General features: G+C 61.6%; 14 protein-coding genes. 9 read left to right on the top strand and 5 right to left on the bottom strand.

Annotated elements, in window-relative coordinates:
• The first annotated feature begins 29 nt into the window (after positions 1-29).
• The 3 genes from GH665_RS18585 to mtgA are packed head-to-tail and all read left to right on the top strand — an operon-like array spanning position 30 to position 3,789.
• Positions 30-2,150, top strand: a complete 2,121-nt coding sequence (locus GH665_RS18585; RefSeq protein WP_153137371.1) for a ribonuclease catalytic domain-containing protein — start codon at positions 30-32, stop codon at positions 2,148-2,150.
• Positions 2,147-3,010, top strand: a complete 864-nt coding sequence (aroE, locus tag GH665_RS18580) for a shikimate dehydrogenase (RefSeq protein WP_153137369.1) — start codon at positions 2,147-2,149, stop codon at positions 3,008-3,010. Before GH665_RS18585 ends, aroE begins: the two co-directional genes overlap by 4 nt.
• A 56-nt stretch (positions 3,011-3,066) precedes the next feature.
• Positions 3,067-3,789 (top strand): monofunctional biosynthetic peptidoglycan transglycosylase, encoded by a 723-nt coding sequence (mtgA, locus tag GH665_RS18575; protein ID WP_028196445.1) that lies wholly within the window; start codon positions 3,067-3,069, stop codon positions 3,787-3,789.
• A gap of 219 nt (positions 3,790-4,008) precedes the next feature.
• Here the strand turns inward: mtgA and GH665_RS18570 are convergent, their stop codons facing one another.
• Positions 4,009-5,139, bottom strand: coding sequence for an IS481 family transposase (locus GH665_RS18570; RefSeq protein ID WP_153134442.1), 1,131 nt, complete (start codon positions 5,137-5,139; stop codon positions 4,009-4,011).
• A gap of 842 nt (positions 5,140-5,981) precedes the next feature.
• On the opposite strand from GH665_RS18570, the gene GH665_RS18565 reads away from it, so the two are divergent.
• On the top strand, positions 5,982-6,926 hold the full coding sequence (locus tag GH665_RS18565; protein WP_174771707.1) for an IS110 family RNA-guided transposase: 945 nt from the start codon (positions 5,982-5,984) through the stop codon (positions 6,924-6,926).
• A gap of 193 nt (positions 6,927-7,119) precedes the next feature.
• On the opposite strand, the gene GH665_RS18560 is transcribed toward GH665_RS18565, so the two are convergent.
• A protein-coding gene (locus GH665_RS18560) for an IS3 family transposase (RefSeq protein WP_408279059.1) occupies positions 7,120-8,666 on the bottom strand; the annotation gives its coding sequence in 2 pieces (ribosomal slippage) (positions 7,120-8,201 and positions 8,201-8,666; 1,548 coding nt in all).
• A 160-nt stretch (positions 8,667-8,826) separates the two neighbouring features.
• Between GH665_RS18560 and GH665_RS18555 the strand changes: the two genes are divergently transcribed.
• A protein-coding gene (locus tag GH665_RS18555) for an IS3 family transposase (RefSeq protein ID WP_246216246.1) occupies positions 8,827-10,001 on the top strand; the annotation gives its coding sequence in 2 pieces (ribosomal slippage) (positions 8,827-9,085 and positions 9,085-10,001; 1,176 coding nt in all).
• A 123-nt stretch (positions 10,002-10,124) separates the two neighbouring features.
• Here the strand turns inward: GH665_RS18555 and queF are convergent.
• The 3 genes from queF to ilvA are packed head-to-tail and all read right to left on the bottom strand — an operon-like array spanning position 10,125 to position 13,395.
• Positions 10,125-10,949, bottom strand: a complete 825-nt coding sequence (queF, locus tag GH665_RS18550; protein WP_153137367.1) for an NADPH-dependent 7-cyano-7-deazaguanine reductase QueF — start codon at positions 10,947-10,949, stop codon at positions 10,125-10,127.
• Complete coding sequence (locus GH665_RS18545; RefSeq protein WP_153137365.1) at positions 10,946-11,848, bottom strand: 5'-nucleotidase; 903 nt, start codon at positions 11,846-11,848, stop codon at positions 10,946-10,948. Before GH665_RS18545 ends, queF begins: the two co-directional genes overlap by 4 nt.
• A 23-nt stretch (positions 11,849-11,871) precedes the next feature.
• A complete protein-coding gene (gene ilvA, locus GH665_RS18540; RefSeq protein WP_153137363.1) occupies positions 11,872-13,395 on the bottom strand; it encodes a threonine ammonia-lyase, biosynthetic in 1,524 nt (507 codons plus the stop codon).
• 514 nt (positions 13,396-13,909) lie between these two features.
• Here ilvA and GH665_RS18535 point away from each other — a divergent pair.
• The 4 genes from GH665_RS18535 to ubiE all read left to right on the top strand — a co-directional run bounded on the left by GH665_RS18535 (position 13,910) and on the right by ubiE (position 19,768).
• Positions 13,910-18,004, top strand: coding sequence for a DUF3683 domain-containing protein (locus GH665_RS18535; RefSeq protein ID WP_153137362.1), 4,095 nt, complete (start codon positions 13,910-13,912; stop codon positions 18,002-18,004).
• Positions 18,005-18,038: 34 nt separating this feature from the next.
• Positions 18,039-18,467, top strand: coding sequence for an HIT family protein (locus GH665_RS18530; protein ID WP_153137360.1), 429 nt, complete (start codon positions 18,039-18,041; stop codon positions 18,465-18,467).
• 86 nt (positions 18,468-18,553) lie between these two features.
• Positions 18,554-18,967 (top strand): gamma-butyrobetaine hydroxylase family protein, encoded by a 414-nt coding sequence (locus GH665_RS18525; RefSeq protein ID WP_153137357.1) that lies wholly within the window; start codon positions 18,554-18,556, stop codon positions 18,965-18,967.
• 69 nt (positions 18,968-19,036) lie between these two features.
• On the top strand, positions 19,037-19,768 hold the full coding sequence (gene ubiE / locus GH665_RS18520) for a bifunctional demethylmenaquinone methyltransferase/2-methoxy-6-polyprenyl-1,4-benzoquinol methylase UbiE (protein WP_153137354.1): 732 nt from the start codon (positions 19,037-19,039) through the stop codon (positions 19,766-19,768).
• The last annotated feature ends 1 nt before the right edge of the window (position 19,769 follow it).

The following is a 19,769-nucleotide window of genomic DNA, read 5'->3' as shown; positions in this document are numbered from 1 at the left end:
GTGGATGCAAGTCAGAACGAGAGTATTGAGTGAACGTTTTCTTTGAGGAATCGGGCAGTTTCAAGGCGGGCAGCGTGCTGTCGCGCCAAGGCGACGCTTTTCAGGTCGAGTTGCCGGGCGGTCGGCGCACCAAGGTGCGCGCGAAAGACGTGCTGATCGAGTTCGAAAAGCCGAGCGCCGGTGAGTTGATGCAGCAGGCTGACGCGGCCGCGCAGGACATCGATCTGGATTTCCTGTGGGAATGTGCGCCGGAAGACGAATTTCCGTTTGCCACGCTGGGCGCCGAGTACTTCGGCGTTTCGTTTGGCGCCATCGAACGCGCCGCGCTGGTGCTGCGCATGCATGGCTCACCGGTGTATTTCCGCCGCAAGGGCCGGGGCATGTACCAACGCGCGCCGCAGGAGCAGCTCAAGATGGCGCTTGCCGGGCTGGAGCGCAAGCGCCAGCAGGCGCTGGTGCAGGCCGGCTACGAAGAGGAGTTGAAAGCGGGCCACCTGCCGGAAGGCTTCAGCGGCAGCAAGGCGCTGGCCTTGCTCACCAAGCCCGACAAGAACACGATCGAGTACAAGGCGCTCGAAGCCGCAGCGGCGGCGCGCGGCATTTCGCAGGCGCGGCTGATGCTCGAATGCGGCGGGATTGCGTCGGCTCGCGCGTTGCACGAGGCGAAATTCCTCTCCGAGTTTTTCCCGCACGGCACCGGTTTTCCGCCGGTCACGGTCGGCACGTTGCCCGAGGATCTGCCGGAAGCCGAGGTCGAGGCCTTCTCGATCGACGACATCACCACCACGGAAATCGACGATGCGTTCTCGGTCGAGCACCTGGCGGATGGCCGCGTGCGGATCGGCGTGCACATTGCCGCGCCGGCGCTCGGCATTACGCGTGGCGACGATATCGATGCGATCGCGCGCACGCGTTTGTCGACCGTTTATATGCCGGGCGACAAGATCACGATGCTGCCCGACAGCGTCGTCGAAGCTTTTACGTTGGCTGAAGGCGGTTTGCGGCCGGCGTTGTCGCTGTATGTGATCATCAATCGCGAGACGCAGGAAATCGTGGCGAGCGAAACGCGCGCCGAGCGTGTGTTCGTGAAGAATAATTTGCGCCACAACACGCTGGACGAACTGGTCACCGAAGAAGCGCTGGCCGCGGGGACGGGCGACTATCCGCATAAGGAAGACATCGCCGTGCTGTGGCCGTTCGCGCAGGCGCTGTTCGAAAAGCGTCAGACCGCGCGCGCCGGTTACGGCCTGCGGCGTGAAGTGCAGCGCAACACCGATTTCAATTTCTATGTTGAAGGCGAGCACATCACGATTACGCCGCGCCGGCGCGGTTCGCCGCTCGACACGATCGTCGCGGAACTCGCAATTCTCGCCAACTCGTCGTGGGGCGCGTTCCTGCACGACCATGGCGTGCCGGGCATCTATCGCACACAACGCGCGTTCGGCGCGCCGACCGGCCCGAAACGCACCCGCATGCAGACCAATGCCGCGCCGCACGAAGGCTTGGGGGTCACGCAATATGCGTGGAGCACCTCGCCGCTGCGCCGCTATGTCGACCTCGTGAATCAGTGGCAGTTGCTTGCCTGTGTGCAGCACGGCGTCACTGCGAAACTGGCTGCGCCGTTCAAGCCGAAGGACGCTGATCTGTTTGCCGTCGTGCAAGGGTTCGATGACACCTACACCGCGTACGCCGATCACCAGCGCCGCATGGAGTACTTCTGGTGTCTGCGCTGGCTGAAGCAGGAGAACCGCAAGCAGGTGGTGGCGTCGGTGGTGAAGGGCGATCTCGTACGCCTCGAAGAGATTCCGCTGTTGCTGCACGTGCCGGGTCTCGGCGTGCATGCGCGCGGCACGCGCTTGCAGATGGAAGTGATGTCGATCGACGAACTGACCGTTGAAGCGTCTGTGCGCCTGTTGCATGTGCTCGACGCGCCGACCGTGACGAGCGGCAGCGAGGCTGAAGAAGCTGACGAGGGCGAAGAGGAAATCATCGACGTGGCGGATGAGAGTGCCGAAGGCGAAGCCGAGGTTCAGGCGGAAGCCGACCTCGACGGTGCCGCGGCAGAAGCAGGCGACGCCGAAAACGGGACCGACACCGGCACCGGCGATGCGGCCGCCGATCAGCAGCACGTCGCGGAGCCGGGACGATGAGCGCGGATCAGTCACATGACCGCTACGCCGTGATCGGCAACCCGGTCGGGCATAGCAAGTCGCCGTTCATTCATGGCCGTTTTGCCGCGCAGACTGGCGAGCCGATCGAGTACGTCCCCCTGCTGGCGCCGGTCGATGCCTTCGTGCCGCACGTGCGGGCTTTTATCGAAGCGGGCGGCCGCGGCATGAACGTTACGGTGCCGTTCAAGCTCGACGCCCATGCCTTTGCCGATACCTTGTCGCCGCGTGCGGCGGCAGCAGGCGCGGTGAACACGCTGCGGTTCGACGCGAGCGGTGTTTACGGCGACAACACGGACGGTTTCGGCCTCGTGCGCGATATCGAGGTGAATCTCGGTGTGTCGTTGAAGGGCGCGCGGATTTTGTTGCTGGGTGCGGGGGGCGCCGCGCGCGGCGTTGTGCTGCCGATGCTGGACCGTGCGCCGCACACGTTGACCATCGTCAACCGTACGGCGGCGAAGGCCGACGCGCTCGTCGACCAGTTCGCGCAAGCCGCGCGCGAGGCCGCTTGCCATCTGGCCGGCGGTAGCGCGCGTGCGATCGAAGCCGGCGCATACGACGTGATCGTCAACGCGACGGCGGGCAGTCTGGATGCCTCGTTGCCCGAATGCGACGACCGCGCGTTCGGCAGCGGCACGCTTGCTTACGACATGATGTACGGCGCGCATCCGACGGTGTTCATGGAGCATGCGCGGAAGCTGGGTGCACGCGCAGCCGATGGCCTCGGCATGCTGGTCGAGCAGGCGGCCGAATCGTTTTACGTGTGGCGAGGCGTGCGGCCCGACGGCGCGCCGGTGCTAGCCGAATTGCGAGCGTTGTTGACAGCGCCGTCGCACGCTTAGGCGGCTTTTAACTTCCCGGAACCCACCGGCTCACTCACTCGAGGACTCCAGGCACGATGACAGCAACGCGGCGCGCGAGCCGGCCAGGCCCGGTGCGATGGGTGTTTTATCTGGGCGTGGTGGTGGCGATTGCGTGGCTTGCGACGCAGGCGTTTTACTTCGCGCAGATCGCGGTGTGGAATTACGTGAATCCTCAGTCGACGGCTTTCATGCGCTCGGATGCGTGGCGTTTGTCGCAGGATCGGCCTGATCTTTCGGTGCAGCATACGTGGGTGCCGTATGAGCAGATTTCGCACAATCTGAAGCGCGCGATTATTGCTTCTGAAGACGCGAACTTCGTGAATAACAATGGCTACGAGACGGATGCCATTTTGCAGGCCTGGGAGCGGAATAAAGCCAAGGGCAGGATTGTTCGCGGCGGGTCGACGATTACTCAGCAGCTGGCGCGGAATCTGTTTTTATCGCGGGAGAAGAGTTATATCCGCAAGGGTCAGGAGTTGATTATCACGTGGATGCTCGAGACCTTGATGGACAAGCAGCGGATCTTCGAGATTTATCTCAACTCCGTTGAGTGGGGGAATGGGGTTTATGGCGCGGAGGCGGCCGCGCATTATTACTACAAGACTTCGGCTGCGAAGTTGACTGCTGCGCAGTCGGCACGGTTGGCGGTGATGCTGCCGCAGCCTAAGTACTTTGATGAGCACAGGGGCTCGGGGTATCTGGCGCAACGTTCGCGGGTTATTGCGCGGCGTATGGGAGCCGCGGAATTGCCTGATTGAAGGTCAAGGTTTGGGCCTGCTCGGCGATTCTGGGTTTTTTGGTGTTGCCTTGTTGGTGGTTTGTTTGGGGTTGGTCTTTTGGTCCTTTGGCCTTTCCTTGTTGTGTTAGTGGTCTATTAGCGTTGCCCCTGTGCGGGGCGGCACTTACTTTCTTTGCCGCCGTGTATAGACCGGAGACATGGTTGACAAACGTGCGGAGACATCATTGACACTTTATGGTCAGTGATTGTCGCTCCTCAGGTCAAGGGTGAGGATGCGGTGATGGGCAAACCAGAATTCAAATACGCCGTCTTCGCCCGGCTTTGCGCGTGCCGCAACCGGCAGTCCATAAAGTGCATTCGAGACCTTGAGGTGCCGTCCTTCAAAGCGTAGCCGGCCATCCGATTTAACCAGCAGCACCACGTCATCCGGGCCGTACTCCGGCTCCGGCAGGATCGATGGATACGCCCGGGGGCTCGGCCGGTAACGGCTGATGGGCGTGTCCATGCCGATCGCCTCATGCGGGCGCTCGCAGTTATATACGGTGCGCCAGCGGTCCAGTTCCTGTTGCACGTGCTGCTGGGTAGCGAAGCTTCGTCCGTTCAGTACTTCAGCCTTCAGCGTACGGTGAAACCGCTCGTCCTTGCCGTTGGTCTGCGGGTGGTAAGGCCGGCTGTAACTGATGCGGATACCCAGCCGGATCAGCCAGACGGCCAGTTCGGTGAGTTGCCCCGGACTGCCAGGCGAACCCCACGGCGAGCCGTTATCGGTATTGATGCGTAACGGCAGGCCATAGTGTCCAAACGCCTCCCGTAATCCTGTCTGCACGGTAGCGGTGTCGGTGGGTCCACAGGCGCGCAGCAGGATGCTGAAGCGCGAGTGGTCGTCGAGTACCGTCAGGGGGCTGCAGCGCTCCTTCCCGAGGGTCTCAAAGTGCCCCTTGAAGTCCATCTGCCAGAGTACGTTAGGCTGCTCGTGCTCAAAGCGCTTCCAGGGTTGGCTCATCGCTGAATCGGCCGGCAGGATCAGGTTGTGCCGGTGCAGGATGTCGGTCACGGTGCTGGGCTGCGGCACCGCCTCAAGGCCCAGATCACGCAGGCGCCGGCTGATCTTGCGTCCGCCCCAGCGCGGATGGGCCTGGCGCAGCCGTACCACTTCCTGCTCCATCGCAGTGGGGGTCTTCGACGGACTGCTGAGCGGGCGTCGGGATTGATCTGCCAGCGCATGCTCGCCGCGATGGAGCCATTTGTAGCCGGTCTGCCGGCTGATGTTAAAGCGCTGGCACAGCTCGGTCATCGTCAGCGTGTCCTGACTGGCCAGATGAACAAATTCCTGTCGGAGGCTCATGGTGTCTCTTGCGTTCCAGGGCATGGTCGGGACCGGGCGTTTTAGTACCCGGAAGTGTCAACCATGTCCCCGCACACCTGTCAGCTATGTCTCCGGTCTATACACCGCCGCAAAGAAAGATAAGCAAAGAAAGCGGCTTCACACCGCAAGCTCATAAGCGGGTCCCCCGCGCAGCCACGGTAGTGGTGCATCTGGAATCTGTGTTCCCGCACACTCCGCGTTCGTGACAAAGCGCTCATCAGCTCCCACTCCGCACTGCGTGCGTCGCGGACGGGTCTGCCAGGGAAACCAGCGGGTTTGCTTCGCGCAGCGGGAGCCATCGGCTTCGCCTCGGCGGAGTGCGCAAAAGTATTGCAGCGCTTTCACACGTATCGTGATTTCATTCTGACTGGCCAGCAAGTCGTAATGGCTTGCGCTATTCAAATTTCGTACTTCGAATGAAATGATGCCGGCGATAAAGGCTCACCAGACACAGTCCGACCCACTCGCCAAACGAGGCGTGCGTGCGAAAACGTAGCGGGCGGTTTATGAACTGGGTGTCGGCGCGCGCAGCGCCGCCGGAGGTATGACTCCTTTGTCACTGACGCTGAATGTGCGAGGCGACAGATTCCAGATGCACCACTACCGTGGCTGCGCGGGGGACCCGCTTATGAGCTAGCGGTGTAAAGCCGCTTTCTTTTGCCTACTTGTATATTCCCTTCTGTGACGCCGACCCGATCAGTTGTCGTCACAGGGACAGTCAGTTCGTCTGCCTACCGGGTTTCGAGCCCGCAGAGAAGCTTGAGCGACTATCCTTTTTCATCCTTCTAACCCGAACAGTTGACTGAGCCTTGAGCTCGTATTTTCCTGCAAGTATGGGTACCGTGATGAATCAATCTTCTTCCGTTTATATCGGCATCGACGTCAGCGGCAGCGCGCTCGATATTGCCATTCACGACACCACCGAACATTTCCGTGTCGACAATGAGCCGGTCGCTATCGAACAGCTGGTGCAACGTCTGATCGCGTTGAGCCCCACACTGATCGTCATGGAGGCCACCGGCAAGCTTGAACTCGCTGTGCTCAGGGCCCTCTGCGAGGCCGGCTTGCCCGCCGTCGCGGTCAATCCCCGGCAGGTACGCGACTTCGCCCGCGCAACCGGCTCGCGTGCCAAAACCGATCGCATCGACGCCTTCGCCATCGCCCATTTCGCCGCGGTCCTCAAGCCCGTCGTGCGCCCGCTCACCGATGTGCAGACCGAGCAGTTGCAGGCCCTGCTGCTGCGCCGTGCCCAGCTCATCGATATGCTCGTGGCAGAGAAAGCACGGCTTGAGCGCGCCCATGCCGCTGCACGGGACAGTCTGAACGAGCACATCAAATGGCTCAAGCAGCAGATCAAGCTCGCTGACAACGACATCGATTCATTCCTGCGCTCCTCGCCCGCGTGGCGCCAGAAGGAAGACCTGCTGCGCTCCGTGCCAGGCATCGGTCCCGGCGCCGCCGCGACGCTGATCGCTTTTATGCCCCAACTTGGCTCGCTGAACCGCCGGGAGATCGCTGCGCTCACCGGCGTCGCTCCCTTCAATAGCGACAGCGGCAGGCACATCGGCAAACGCCGCATTCAGGGTGGGCGCGCCGTCGTGCGGCGAGCGCTCTATATGGCCTGCGTGCCGGCGCTGCGTTTTAACCCGACCATCCGGGCTTTCTATGACCGGCTACGCAAGGCCGGCAAACCGTTCAAGGTTGCTATCACGGCCTGCATCCGCAAGCTCGTCGTCACGCTCAATGCGATGGTCCGTAACGCCACGCCCTGGAGTTCGCCGACTAACTGAGCTTCGTCACGCGTTGCCCTGATGGCGGGCAGTCCGGGCGCGATCATCAATCGTGCTGCATGCGCTCGCCTGTGCATCGCTGACTACCGTGCCGGGCATCAGTCATCCGCCAGCTAGCCGTCGCTTGACTTCCAATACGGTTGCTTTTCTTTGCGGCAGGCGGTGTGTGTCAAGGTAGTTGTCGCGTGAACCGTTACGCTGCCTGCCTGTACATTTGGGCCGAGGCCGAGGTTCGTTCCGGATTCAGATAGACCGCGTCTGCCAGATGCCAGTTCCGGATAGCTCCTGACCAGCGCGCCGGGTTTCGCATGCGTGCGCTCCGGTACAGCGCTCGCCGTCGGGCCAGCAGGTCACTGGCTTCGCCCCGGTGACGTTGGCCCGGGCTGACATACTTCAGACCGCTGTGACAGTGCTCTTCGTTGTACCACTGCACGAAGCGCTGCACCCATTGCCGAGCCGCCTCCAGCGTGTCGAACGGCTGCTCTGGCCACAACGGACAGTACTTCGCCGTTCGGAACAGCGATTCGGCAAAAGCGTTGTCGTTGCTCACACGCGGCCGGCTGAACGAAGGCTGCACACCCAGATCGATCATCGCCGCGCGCATGGTGGCGCCTTTCATTGCACTGCCGTTATCAGAGTGCAGCACCAGCGGACGCCCGGCGACGCCTTCACGCAGACACCCCTTGGCCAGCAGCACGCTCGCGTGCTCGGCCGACTCCTGCTCCCAGACCTCGTTCATCACCAGCTTGCGGCTGTAGATGTCCTTCATCATGTACCAGTAGAAGTACCGGCCCCTTACCGTGGTCGGCATCCAGGTGATATCCCAGCACCACACCTGATTCGGACCATCGGCACAATGCGTCGTGAGCGTGCGTCGTTGCGGGGCACGCGCGCGGCCCCGGCGCTGGCCCTGTCCTGCCGCTTTCAGCACCCGGTAGAACGTCGATTCGGAAGCCAGATAAACCCCCTCATCGGCCAGTTTCGGCACGATCTGGTGCGGCGTCAGGCTCGCGTAGCCCGGGCGGTTGGCCGCATCGAGTACGGCCTGCCGCTCGGCTTCACTCAGCCTGTTGGGCGGCGCTGCACGCTTCACCTGAGTGCGCCCGTCATGCGGCAACAGGCGCCAGCGCTGGACACTGCGTATGCTGAGCCCCAACTGCTCGCATGCTCGCGAGCGGCATGCCCCTTGCCGTACGGCTTCATCGATCAACTGCATGGCTTCATCGCGATCCGGGCTGCTGATCAGTCTTCCTCTTCCTTGCCCCAGATCGCGTCGGCTTTTTTTCGCAGGTTCAGCAACGCCGCCGCCTCCGCACGGGCCGCATCGCTGCGCTTGAGCTGGCGCTCCAGTTCACGGATGCGCTTCTGGTGAGCCTTCACTTCCTTGCGCTGGGCAGCCGTGAGTTTCGCCTCCGGCACGTTGGCCTGCTCGCACGCCTGACGCCACTGCCGGATCTGCTCCGGATAAATGCCCTTGCTACGGCAGTATTCTGAGGTCTCCACCTCGTTCAGCGATGCCGTCTCCAGCACCACCCTGAACTTGTCGGCGCTCGACCATTGATCGCTTGTCTTGCCATTGCCCGGCATGAATCCCCCAGCCTGTCTCGCGCTCTGCCGCCAGGCACGCAGTGTCACCGTCGTGATGCCCGTCGCCCCTGCCAGCTCGATGACCGCACGATTGAACGGCGGCATCATCTGTTTGACTACCCATTCCCGCGTCTCTGCTGAATAGCGTCTCATATTCCATTCGCTGTCCGCCCTCCATCTTTACATCAATCGTTCGAGTGAGGCGACAACTAGCCTGACATGGAGGGCCGGCAAAGAAAAGTAGGTGCTGTAGTGGCCTAATAAAGCTGGACACCTCAAAAGGTAGACTTATATCCAGACAGAGAGGTGTCAGATGGGAAGAAGGGAATTCTCGAAGCAGTTCAAGGAAGATGCGGTCGATCTGGTGCTGCGGCAGGGCTACACGGTCACGAAGGCCTCGCGGGCGCTGGGAATTGGTGAGACGGCGTTGCGCCGCTGGATGGGTGATCGCCTGCCACACGGTGCCGTGACGGAGCCACCAAAGGAAGGCTCGACGCCTGCCCAGATCCGCATTCAGGAGCTGGAAAGGCGGGTGGCCGAACTGGAACGGGAGCGCGACATTTTAAAAAAGTCCACAGCCTTCTTTGTCAAGGAACTGGATCGCAATACGAAGTGATCCAGCGCGCAGGGAAGGCCTATCCGGTAGCGGCTGTCTGCCGGGCTGTGGGGGTGGCGCGCAGCAGTTACTACGCGTGGAAGGCGCGCGGTGGCCGCCCGCATCCGAAGCGACAGATGGCACTGCGTGAAGTGTGTGCAATTCACGCGCAGTACGACCAGACGTGTGGCAGTCGACGCATGTCGCAGGAACTGCGCCGGCGCGGTCACAACGCGGGACGACATCGCGCCCGCAACCTGATGCGCGAAGCCGGTGTGCAGGTCCGTGTGGCACGCACCCATCAGTATCCGAAGGGAGGCGCCACAGCGACGCTCGCGCCTAATCTGCTGGAGCGGGCATTCGATGTCGCAATGCCCAATCGGGTCTGGGCCGGGGATGTGACGTATGTCTGGACGCAGCAAGGCTGGCTGTATCTGGCCGTCGTGATGGACCTGTTCTCGCGGCGTGTGGTCGGATGGGCCTGCCCGGCCTCGCCCGACACCAACCTCGTGATACGCGCTTTGCAACTGGCGCTGGACGTGCGCCGGCCCGCCTCAGGGCTGATGTTCCATTCGGATCAGGGCTGTCAGTACACCAGCCATGTGTTCCGATACTTCCTCAGCCAGAACGGAATCACGCAGAGCATGAGTCGTAAGGGCAACTGCTGGGATAACGCGGTAGTAGAACGTTTCTTCCGCAGCCTGAAGACCGAGCGGGTCAGGCTGCGTCCGTACCGAAGCTATCTCGAAGCAAAGATCGATGTCACTGATTACATCCTGACGTTCTACAACCAGCAGCGGCTGCATTCGGCGGCCGGCAACATGCCGCCCGCCGAATACGAAATCACCATGCAGAAAAAGTGGAAAGCGGAAAAAGTGTCCAGGATTACTTGACCACCACAGGTGCCGCCCCGCACAGGGGCAACGCTAATAGACCACTAACACAACAAGGAAAGGCCAACACCTTAAAACCACAACCAAAACCAACCCGCCGAGCAGGCCAAAACCCAAACTTTTTTACTGCCGCGCCAACCGCATATTATCCGGCATCGGCAAATTATAATTCGTCCGGAACGGATTAATATCGAGCCCCCCGCGCCGCGTATACCGCGCATAAACAGCCAACTTCACCGGCCGGCAGGCCTTAAGAATATCGACAAAAATCCTCTCGACACACTGCTCATGAAACCCGGTGTGATTCCGATAGGAGATGATGTACCGCAGCAAACCCGCATGATCAATCTGCGGCCCAACATAGTGAATCTGCACGCTACCCCAGTCAGGCTGCCCGGTCACCGGACAATTCGACTTCAGCAAGTTAGAGAACAAGGTCTCCTCAACCGGCGCTTCATCAAGTGCAGCCTTCAGCAACGAAGCATCCGGCTGATAAACATCCGTATCCAGATCGAGCCGATCCAGCGACAAGCCTTCAAACTCTTCCATCTGCAACTTGCCAAACTCATACGGCGCGCTCAGATGAACAGAAACCGTCGCGCCACAAGAAGCGGACACATCCCGCTTGATCGTGTCGTGCACCACTTCCATTGATTCGAACGCCGTTTGCGCAAACGACCCAAGATAAAGCTTGAACGACTTCGACTCGACAATGCTCGGCGAATCAGCCGGCACAAAGAAAGTCGCCACAGCAATCTGCGGCTTGCCGCGCGCATTCAGCCAGGACAACTCGTAAGCGTTCCAGATGTCCGTGCCGAAAAATGGCAACTGCGTGCCAATCCCAATCGCCTCACGCGCGTTCTTCCGGGCAATCGGAAAAAGCAACGAGGCGTCATATTGTTCGGTGTAAGTGGAAGCCTTACCCAGTGGTGACTGTTCAGGTGTCATGATGCGTTCACGATGCCACTCAGCACGTGCCCCGTCGCCGTCACGACGCGGGCCGATTCGCAATGGCCAATTTGGTCGTCGAAGAAAAAGTCCGGCTCGAATTCACGCAAAAATGCGCTCTTGTCGAGGCCGCCAAGGAACATCGCTTCGTCGATTTCGATGTTCCACGCCATCAATGTGCGGATCGCGCGCTCATGCGCCGGCGCCGAGCGTGCCGTCACCAATGCCGTACGAATATGCATCGGCGCGGCTTCGTCCGCGAGTTTCTGCAACCGGTGCAGCGCTTCGAGCAACGGTTTCAAAGGCCCATCCGCAAGCGGTAAGTCCTTGTTGTGAATCTCATGGCCAACGAAAGCGCGCAGGCCGTCCTTCTGAAAGATGCGCTCGGCTTCGTCGGAAAACAACACGGCGTCGCCGTCAAAGGCAATCCGGATCTCGTCCGGATACTTACTCGCCATTCTCGCTGATTCGGGCAAGACGCGCGCGGCCGGAAATCCGGCGGCCAGTGCGTCACGCACGTCGTCCTGATTCGCGGACAAAAACAGCGCGGCATTCAACGGCTTCAGGTAGCCGAACGGCGCGCGCCCACGTGTAAACACGCCACGCTCGATCGCGAGTCCATATTCCCGGCACGAATGAAACGCGCGCAAGCCGCTGATCGGATCGCTGCGCGACAGGATCACGACTTCGACCCGATGGCCACCGGCATTCAAGGCCAGCAGCTTGCGGATCAGCGGAAACGCGACGCCTGGTTTGGCAGGCACGGCCAGCCGTTCGCGCTGCAAGGCCTCATACGCTCGCAGGTCGCCCGCCTCGTACACGCAGTTCTCTTCCTCGAAGTCGAACAGCGCGCGCGACGAGATTGCCACCACCAGTTTGTCGACGAGCGAAAGAGCCATCTGCGCGTTTCAGTCCAAAAAGATCAAGCGAGGAACAAGCGGTACACGGGGTTCTGCGTCTCTTCCCAGTACGGATAACCCAGTGTCGCGAGAAAACGGTCGAACTCGCGGTTCTCGCTCTCCGGCACCTGGATGCCGACCAGAATCGAACTGTAGTCCGCGCCCTGATTACGGTAGTGAAACAGGCTGATATTCCAGTTCGGCGCCATCGACGACAGGAACTTCATCAACGCGCCCGGCCGCTCCGGAAACTCGAAGCGGAACAGGCGTTCGTCATGCGCCAGCGGCGAGCGGCCACCGACCATGTAGCGGATATGCTGCTTCGACAGTTCGTCGAAAGTCAGATCGACGGTGGCGAAGCCGTGTGCTTCGAAGGCCGCGGCAATCTGCGCCGATTCGTTGCGATTGCGGATCTGCACGCCGACAAAGATATGGGCGGAGCTGGCATCCGCAATCCGGTAGTTGAACTCGGTGACGCTGCGGGTGCCCACCAGCTCGCAGAAGCGGCGGAAGCTGCCACGTTCCTCGGGAATCGTCACCGCGAATACCGCCTCGCGCGCTTCACCGACTTCGGCACGCTCGGCCACGAAACGCATGCGGTCGAAGTTCATGTTCGCGCCCGACGTGATCGCGATCAGCGTCTGGTTCTCGAGGCCCTCGCGCTCGGCGTACTGTTTGGCGCCGGCCACGGCCAGCGCGCCGGCCGGCTCCAGTACGCTGCGGGTGTCCTGGAACACATCCTTGATCGCCGCGCACAGCGCGTCGGTATTCACGAGCAGCACGTCGTCGAGATAGTCACGGCACAGTCGGAAGGTTTCTTCGCCCACCAGCTTGACTGCCGTGCCGTCCGAGAATAGCCCGACTTCGTTCAATGTGACCCGTTCACCCGCTTTCAGCGAGGCGGCCATCGCGCACGAGTCGTCGGTCTGTACGCCGATCACCTTGATCTCCGGGCGTACCGATTTCACGTATGCCGCAACGCCTGCCGCGAGTCCGCCGCCGCCGATCGGCACAAAGATCGCGTGGATCGGGCCCTGATGCTGGCTGAGGATCTCCATCGCAACCGTGCCCTGGCCGGCAATCACATACGGATCGTCGAACGGGTGAACGAAGGTCAGGCCGCGCTCTTCCTGCAGCTTCACCGCATGCCCGTACGCATCGCTATAGGACTCGCCAAACTGCACGACTTCGACCGTTGCTCCGCCATGCGTACGCACGGCGTCGACCTTCACCTGCGGGGTTGTCACCGGCACGACGATGATCGCCTTCACGCCCATGCGGGCCGCCGACAGCGCCACGCCCTGCGCATGATTGCCCGCCGACGCGGTAATCACGCCGCGCTCGAGCGCGTCCGCCGGGATATGCGCCATCTTGTTGTACGCGCCGCGCACCTTGAAGGAGAACACCGGCTGGTTGTCCTCGCGCTTCAGATAAACCGGATTGGACAGGCGCGCCGACAGATTCGGCGCGCGTTCGAGTTCGGTCTCGCGAGCTACGTCGTAGACGCGCGCGGTCAGGATTTTCTTCAGGTAGTCGTGGGAAGCCATGCGGGTGGCGCGGTGCGCTTTGTGAAGACGGGAAAGGGTCAATGATAGCGCCAACGGTGGGCGCTCTGGCCGTCGCCGAACCCTCGGCGCGCGCCTGAGCGCCGCCGGCAAGCGGCCACCCGACCGTTCGGTCGGAGAATTCGCCGTCGGCATCGATGAGCGCCGTTTCACCCAAAACCGTCCAAAACCCCGTCGCAGCTCCGATTTCGGGCGTCAACGCGCGGCGGGATCATAAGGTAGAATTCCATTTTGGAATAAGGATCGGAAGATGCACTGGCAGCCTCGGATCGCCCATTTGATGCCCGTCCCGCGTGAGTCTTGCCCCGCGGCGGAGCGTCACGTCCGTCAGGCACGATCGTGTAGCTGTCTCTGAGCGCCGTGAAGCGACCGATGTGGGTAAGCCGTCGGTTGCGCTTCGCTCCCCTAGAAGATTTCCAGCATTGCGCCCCACGCGCACCGTCCGCCGACGCCTCACCCGTGAGCGCGCCTGGTTGACCCACCGAGTCGTCCGAACATGAACGCACCTCAAGTTTTCGATCCGCACGGGGCCGCCGCAGCGGTGGCCGCCGATCCCGAAGCGCGTCTGCGCGAAATTCCCTATAACTACACGTCGTTTTCCGACCGTGAAATCGTTATCCGCCTGCTAGGCGACGATGCCTGGGCGGCTTTGGCCGAACTGCGCGCGGAACGCCGCACCGGCCGGTCGGCACGGATGCTGTATGAAGTGCTCGGCGACATCTGGGTCGTGCGCCGCAATCCTTACCTGCAAGACGACCTGCTCGACAATCCGAAGCGCCGGGCGATGCTGATCGAGGCGCTGCATCACCGTCTGACCGAGATCGAAAAGCGCCGTCGCGCCGATCTGGTCGCGCATGGCGATGAAGCGGGGATTGATCGGGCGGCTCGCGTTGAGACGCTGGTGGCGGCGGCACGTCGTGCCGTCGACGATTTCGAGAGCGAATTCCAGAAAACCTTCGATCTGCGCCGTCGCGCGAACAAGGTACTGGGTAAGGTCACGGAAAAGGACAACATCAAGTTCGACGGCTTGTCCCGTGTCTCGCATGTGACCGACGCGACCGACTGGCGCGTCGAGTACCCATTCGTCGTGCTGACGCCGGATACCGAGGCCGAGATCGCCGGCATGATCAAGGCGTGTTTCGAATTGGGGTTGACCGTGATTCCGCGTGGAGGCGGCACGGGTTACACGGGCGGCGCGGTGCCGCTCACGCCGTTTTCCGCTGTCATCAATACGGAAAAGCTCGAACAGCTGGGCGCGGTCGAGTTGACCGAACTGCCGGGCGTCGATCGCAAGGTGCCGACGATTTTCTCCGGCGCCGGTGTCGTGACGCGCCGCGTGACCGAAGCCGCCGAACAGGCCGGCTATGTGTTCGCGGTGGATCCGACCTCGCTGGATGCGTCCTGCGTCGGCGGCAACGTCGCGATGAACGCGGGCGGCAAGAAAGCGGTGCTGTGGGGCACGGCGCTCGACAACCTCGCCTGGTGGCGGATGGTCGACCCGGAAGGGAACTGGCTCGAAATTACGCGTCTGGATCACAACCTCGGCAAGATTCACGACATCGAAGTCGCGCGTTTCGAGCTGAAGTGGTTTGACGGCAGCCACGCGCCGGGCGAAAAGCTGCTGCGCACGCAAGCGCTCGACATCAAGGGCCGCGTGTTCCGCAAGGAAGGTCTCGGCAAGGACGTGACCGACAAATTCCTGGCGGGTCTGCCGGGCGTGCAGAAAGAAGGCTGTGACGGCCTGATCACGTCGGCGCGCTGGGTGCTGCACAAGATGCCGGCGCACACGCGCACGGTCTGCCTCGAATTCTTCGGCCAGGCCCGCGAAGCGATTCCGAGCATCGTCGAGATCAAGGACTATCTGTTCGAAACGTCGAAGCAGGGCGGTGCGATTCTCGCCGGCCTCGAGCATCTGGACGAGCGCTATCTGCGCGCGGTCGGCTACGCGACCAAGAGCAAGCGCAACGCGTTTCCGAAGATGGTGCTGATCGGCGACATCGTCGGCGACGATGCGGACGCGGTCGCACAAGCCACTTCGGAAGTCGTGCGCATGGCCAACGGCAAGAGCGGCGAAGGTTTCGTCGCCGTCAACGCCGAGGCGCGCAAGCGCTTCTGGCTCGACCGCAGCCGGACCGCGGCGATTGCCAAGCACACCAACGCGTTCAAGATCAACGAAGACGTGGTGATTCCGCTCGACCGGATGGGCGAGTACACCGACGGCATCGAGCGCATCAATATCGAACTGTCGATCAAGAACAAGCTGCAACTGGTCGACGCGCTCGAAACGTTCTTCAAGGGCGGCAAGTTGCCGCTCGGCAAGAGCGACGACGCCAACGAGATCCCGAGCGCGGAGCTGCTCGAAGACCGCGTGCAACAGGCGCTCGATCTGCTGAAGAAGGTGCGCGCGCGCTGGGAATTCCTGCGCGACAAGCTCGATCTGTCCTTGCGCGAGGCGCAGCACTATCTGGTCGGCCTCGGCTACGAGGGGCTGGCCGAGAAGTTTGCCGATCGCGCGGACGCGCAGCCGGATGCCACTGTGTTCCACATCACCCAGGACCGGACGATCCGCGTGTCGTGGAAGGCAGAGATCCGCGCAGAGTTGCGCCAGATCTTCAACGGCGGCGAATTCAAGCCGATTCTCGAAGAAGCCCAGGCGATCCACAAGAAGGTGCTGCGTGGCCGCGTGTTCGTCGCGCTGCACATGCACGCGGGCGACGGCAACGTTCACACGAACCTGCCGGTCAACTCCGACAACTACGAGATGCTGCAGGATGCCCACACGGCGGTCGCGCGCATCATGAAGCTGGCGCGTTCGCTCGACGGCGTGATTTCCGGTGAGCACGGCATCGGCATTACCAAGCTCGAATTCCTGACCGAAGAAGAGATCGGCGAATTCCGCGCGTACAAGCAGCGGGTCGATCCGCATGGCCGCTTCAACGCGGGCAAGCTGCTCGCAGGCGCGGACCTGCGCAACGCCTACACGCCGAGCTTCGGCCTGATGGGCTATGAATCGCTGATCATGCAGCAGTCCGACATCGGCGCGATTTCCGAGTCGATCAAGGACTGTTTGCGTTGCGGCAAGTGCAAGCCGGTGTGCGCGACCCACGTGCCGCGCGCGAACCTGCTGTACAGCCCGCGCAACAAGATTCTCGCCACCTCCTTGCTGGTCGAGGCGTTCCTGTACGAAGAGCAGACCCGCCGCGGCGTGTCGATCAAGCACTGGGACGAGTTCAACGACGTCGCCGATCACTGCACGGTCTGTCACAAATGCGTGACGCCATGTCCGGTGAAGATCGACTTCGGCGACGTGACGATGAACATGCGCAACCTGCTGCGCAAGATGGGCAAGAAGAAATTCAATCCGGGCAACGCAGCCGGCATGTTCTTCCTGAACGCCACCAACCCGCAGACCATCAACCTCGCGCGCACCGCGATGATGGGCATCGGCTACAAGGCGCAGCGTCTCGGCAACGACGTGCTGAAGAAGTTCGCGAAGAAGCAGACGGCACACCCGCCGGCAACCGTCGGCAAGCCGAAGGTCACGCAGCAGGTGATCCACTTCATGAACAAGAAGATGCCGGGCAACCTGCCGAAGAAAACCGCCCGCGCGTTGCTCGATATCGAGGACAACAAGATCGTCCCGATCATCCGCAATCCGAAGACGACCACGGCCGACACGGAAGCGGTGTTCTACTTCCCGGGCTGTGGCTCCGAGCGGTTGTTCTCGCAAGTGGGTCTGGCGACGCAAGCCATGTTGTGGGAAGCGGGCGTGCAAACCGTGCTGCCGCCGGGCTACCTGTGCTGTGGTTATCCGCAGCGCGGCTCGGGCCAGTTCGACAAGGCCGAACAGATCGTCACGGATAACCGCGTGCTGTTCCACCGCGTCGCCAATACGCTGAACTACCTCGACATCAAGACGGTGGTGGTGTCGTGCGGCACGTGTTACGACCAGCTGGCCGGCTACGAATTCGAGAAGATCTTCCCGGGTTGCCGGATCATCGACATTCACGAGTTCCTGCTCGAGAAGGGTATCAAGCTCGAAGGCGTGAACGGCGTGCGCTACATGTATCACGACCCGTGCCACTCCCCGATCAAGACGATGGACCCGGTCAAGCTCGTCAATCAGCTGATGGGGTCGGAGAACGACGGCTACAAGATCGAGAAGAACGATCGCTGCTGTGGCGAATCCGGCACACTCGCGGTGACGCGTCCGGACATTTCGACGCAAGTCCGCTTCCGCAAGGAAGAAGAAATGCGCAAGGGCGCGGCGAAGCTGCGAGGCATTCCGTTGGTGGCCGAGGCGGGCGCGAACGGAATCAATGCGGCCAATGCGTCGGCCGGTGCGGCAGGTGCGCTGGATGGCTCGGTGCTCAAGGCGGGCGATGGGCCGCAACCGAACGGCGCGACCGACGTCAAGATTCTGACGAGCTGCCCGTCCTGCTTGCAAGGCCTGTCGCGCTACAACGAGGATGCGGGCACCGAGGCGGACTACATCGTCGTCGAGATGGCGCGTCACGTGCTTGGTGAAGACTGGATGTCGGACTACGTCCAGCGGGCGAACAATGGCGGAATCGAGCGCGTGCTGGTTTAATGGCACGACTGACGATTTTTGCCTGAGGACGACGATGGAATGCGTTTTTTGCCGTGAAGATGGCGGTGATGTGCTGTGGCAGGACGATACGCTGCGTGTCGTCCTCGCCGACGAACACGATTACCCGGGTTTTTGCCGGGTGATCTGGAACGGGCATGTCGCCGAGTTTTCGGATCTCGCCGCAACCGACCGGGATCGCGTAATGCAGGCCGTGTATGCGGTCGAGCGAGCGGTCCGGCGCATTCTTCAGCCGGTCAAGGTCAACCTGGCGAGTCTTGGCAACCAGGTTCCGCACGTGCATTGGCACGTGATTCCGCGTTTTTCGAACGACGCTCACTTCCCACTGCCGATCTGGGCGCCGCGCCAACGCACGGTGTCCGAAGCCATGCTGTCGTCGCGCCGCGCGCAGGCTACCCTGCTGCGCGAAGCGGTGCGGCAGGAAATCGAACAGGTTTTTGGCTGAACGTCCCTGAGTCTGGCGTTGCGCGCCAGATGCGCCGAGGGGTTCGGAAACTCGGGACGGCCTGGCGTTTTCTATATGAGGTCAACATGAGTGGACTGACTCCCAATACTCCCGTGCCGACCGGCGTGGTCGTGCATTCCAAATCGCGCGTGCTCGAACTGCAATACGCAAATGGCGAAACCTATCGCCTGCCTTTCGAGTTGCTGCGCGTGTATTCGCCATCGGCGGAAGTGATGGGCCACGGGCCCGGCCAGGAGACGCTGCAAACCGGCAAGCGCGAGGTCACGATCAAGATGATCGAAGGCGTCGGCAACTATGCGATACAGCCGACTTTCTCCGACGGGCATTCCACCGGCATCTATTCCTGGGACCTGCTGCACGACATGGCCGTCCGTCAGGATGAACTCTGGCGCGAATATCTCGCCAAACTGGCAGCGGCCGGTGTTGACCGTGATACGCCAATGACCCCAGCCGGTGCTGCGCACGGGCACTGTCACTGATACGATTCGCCCTGATCGCCGCACTGATGCGGCGCAACATATTTCAGAATACGCGAAAGGACGAGCGCGATGAGCAAAACCCACTTCGGCTTTCAATCGGTCGACGAACAGGAAAAAGCGCAGAAGGTGGCGGGCGTATTCCACTCGGTCGCCTCCAACTACGACTTGATGAACGACCTGATGTCGGGCGGGTTGCACCGGGCGTGGAAGATGTTCACGATCGCCCAGGCCAACGTCCGGCCGGGCTTCAAGGTGCTCGATATCGCGGGCGGCACGGGCGATCTGTCGAAGGCGTTCGCAAAACAGGCGGGCGAAACCGGCGAAGTCTGGCACACCGACATCAACGAATCGATGCTGCGCGTGGGCCGCGACCGCCTGCTGGATAAGGGCGTGATCACGCCGGCACTGCTTTGCGACGCCGAAAAAATCCCCTTTCCCGACAATTACTTCGATGTGGTGACGGTGGCTTTCGGTTTGCGCAACATGACCCACAAGGACGTGGCGTTGGCCGAGATGCGCCGGGTGTTGAAGCCGGCGGGCCGTCTGCTGGTGCTGGAATTCTCGAAAGTGTGGGATCCGCTTAAAAAGGTCTACGACGTCTATTCGTTCAAGGTGTTGCCGTGGCTTGGCGACCGCTTTGCGAAGGACGCCGAGAGCTACCGATACCTGGCGGAATCGATCCGGATGCATCCGGACCAGGAAACTTTAAAAACAATGATGGAACAAGCGGGCCTGGACGGCGTCAAATATTACAATTTGTCAGCTGGCGTGGTAGCTTTACATGTGGGGACCAAATACTAGG

The organism is Paraburkholderia agricolaris (genome assembly GCF_009455635.1).
GTDB classification, from domain to species: Bacteria; Pseudomonadota; Gammaproteobacteria; order Burkholderiales; family Burkholderiaceae; genus Paraburkholderia; species Paraburkholderia agricolaris.
This window is presented reverse-complemented; position numbering and strand designations above follow the sequence as displayed.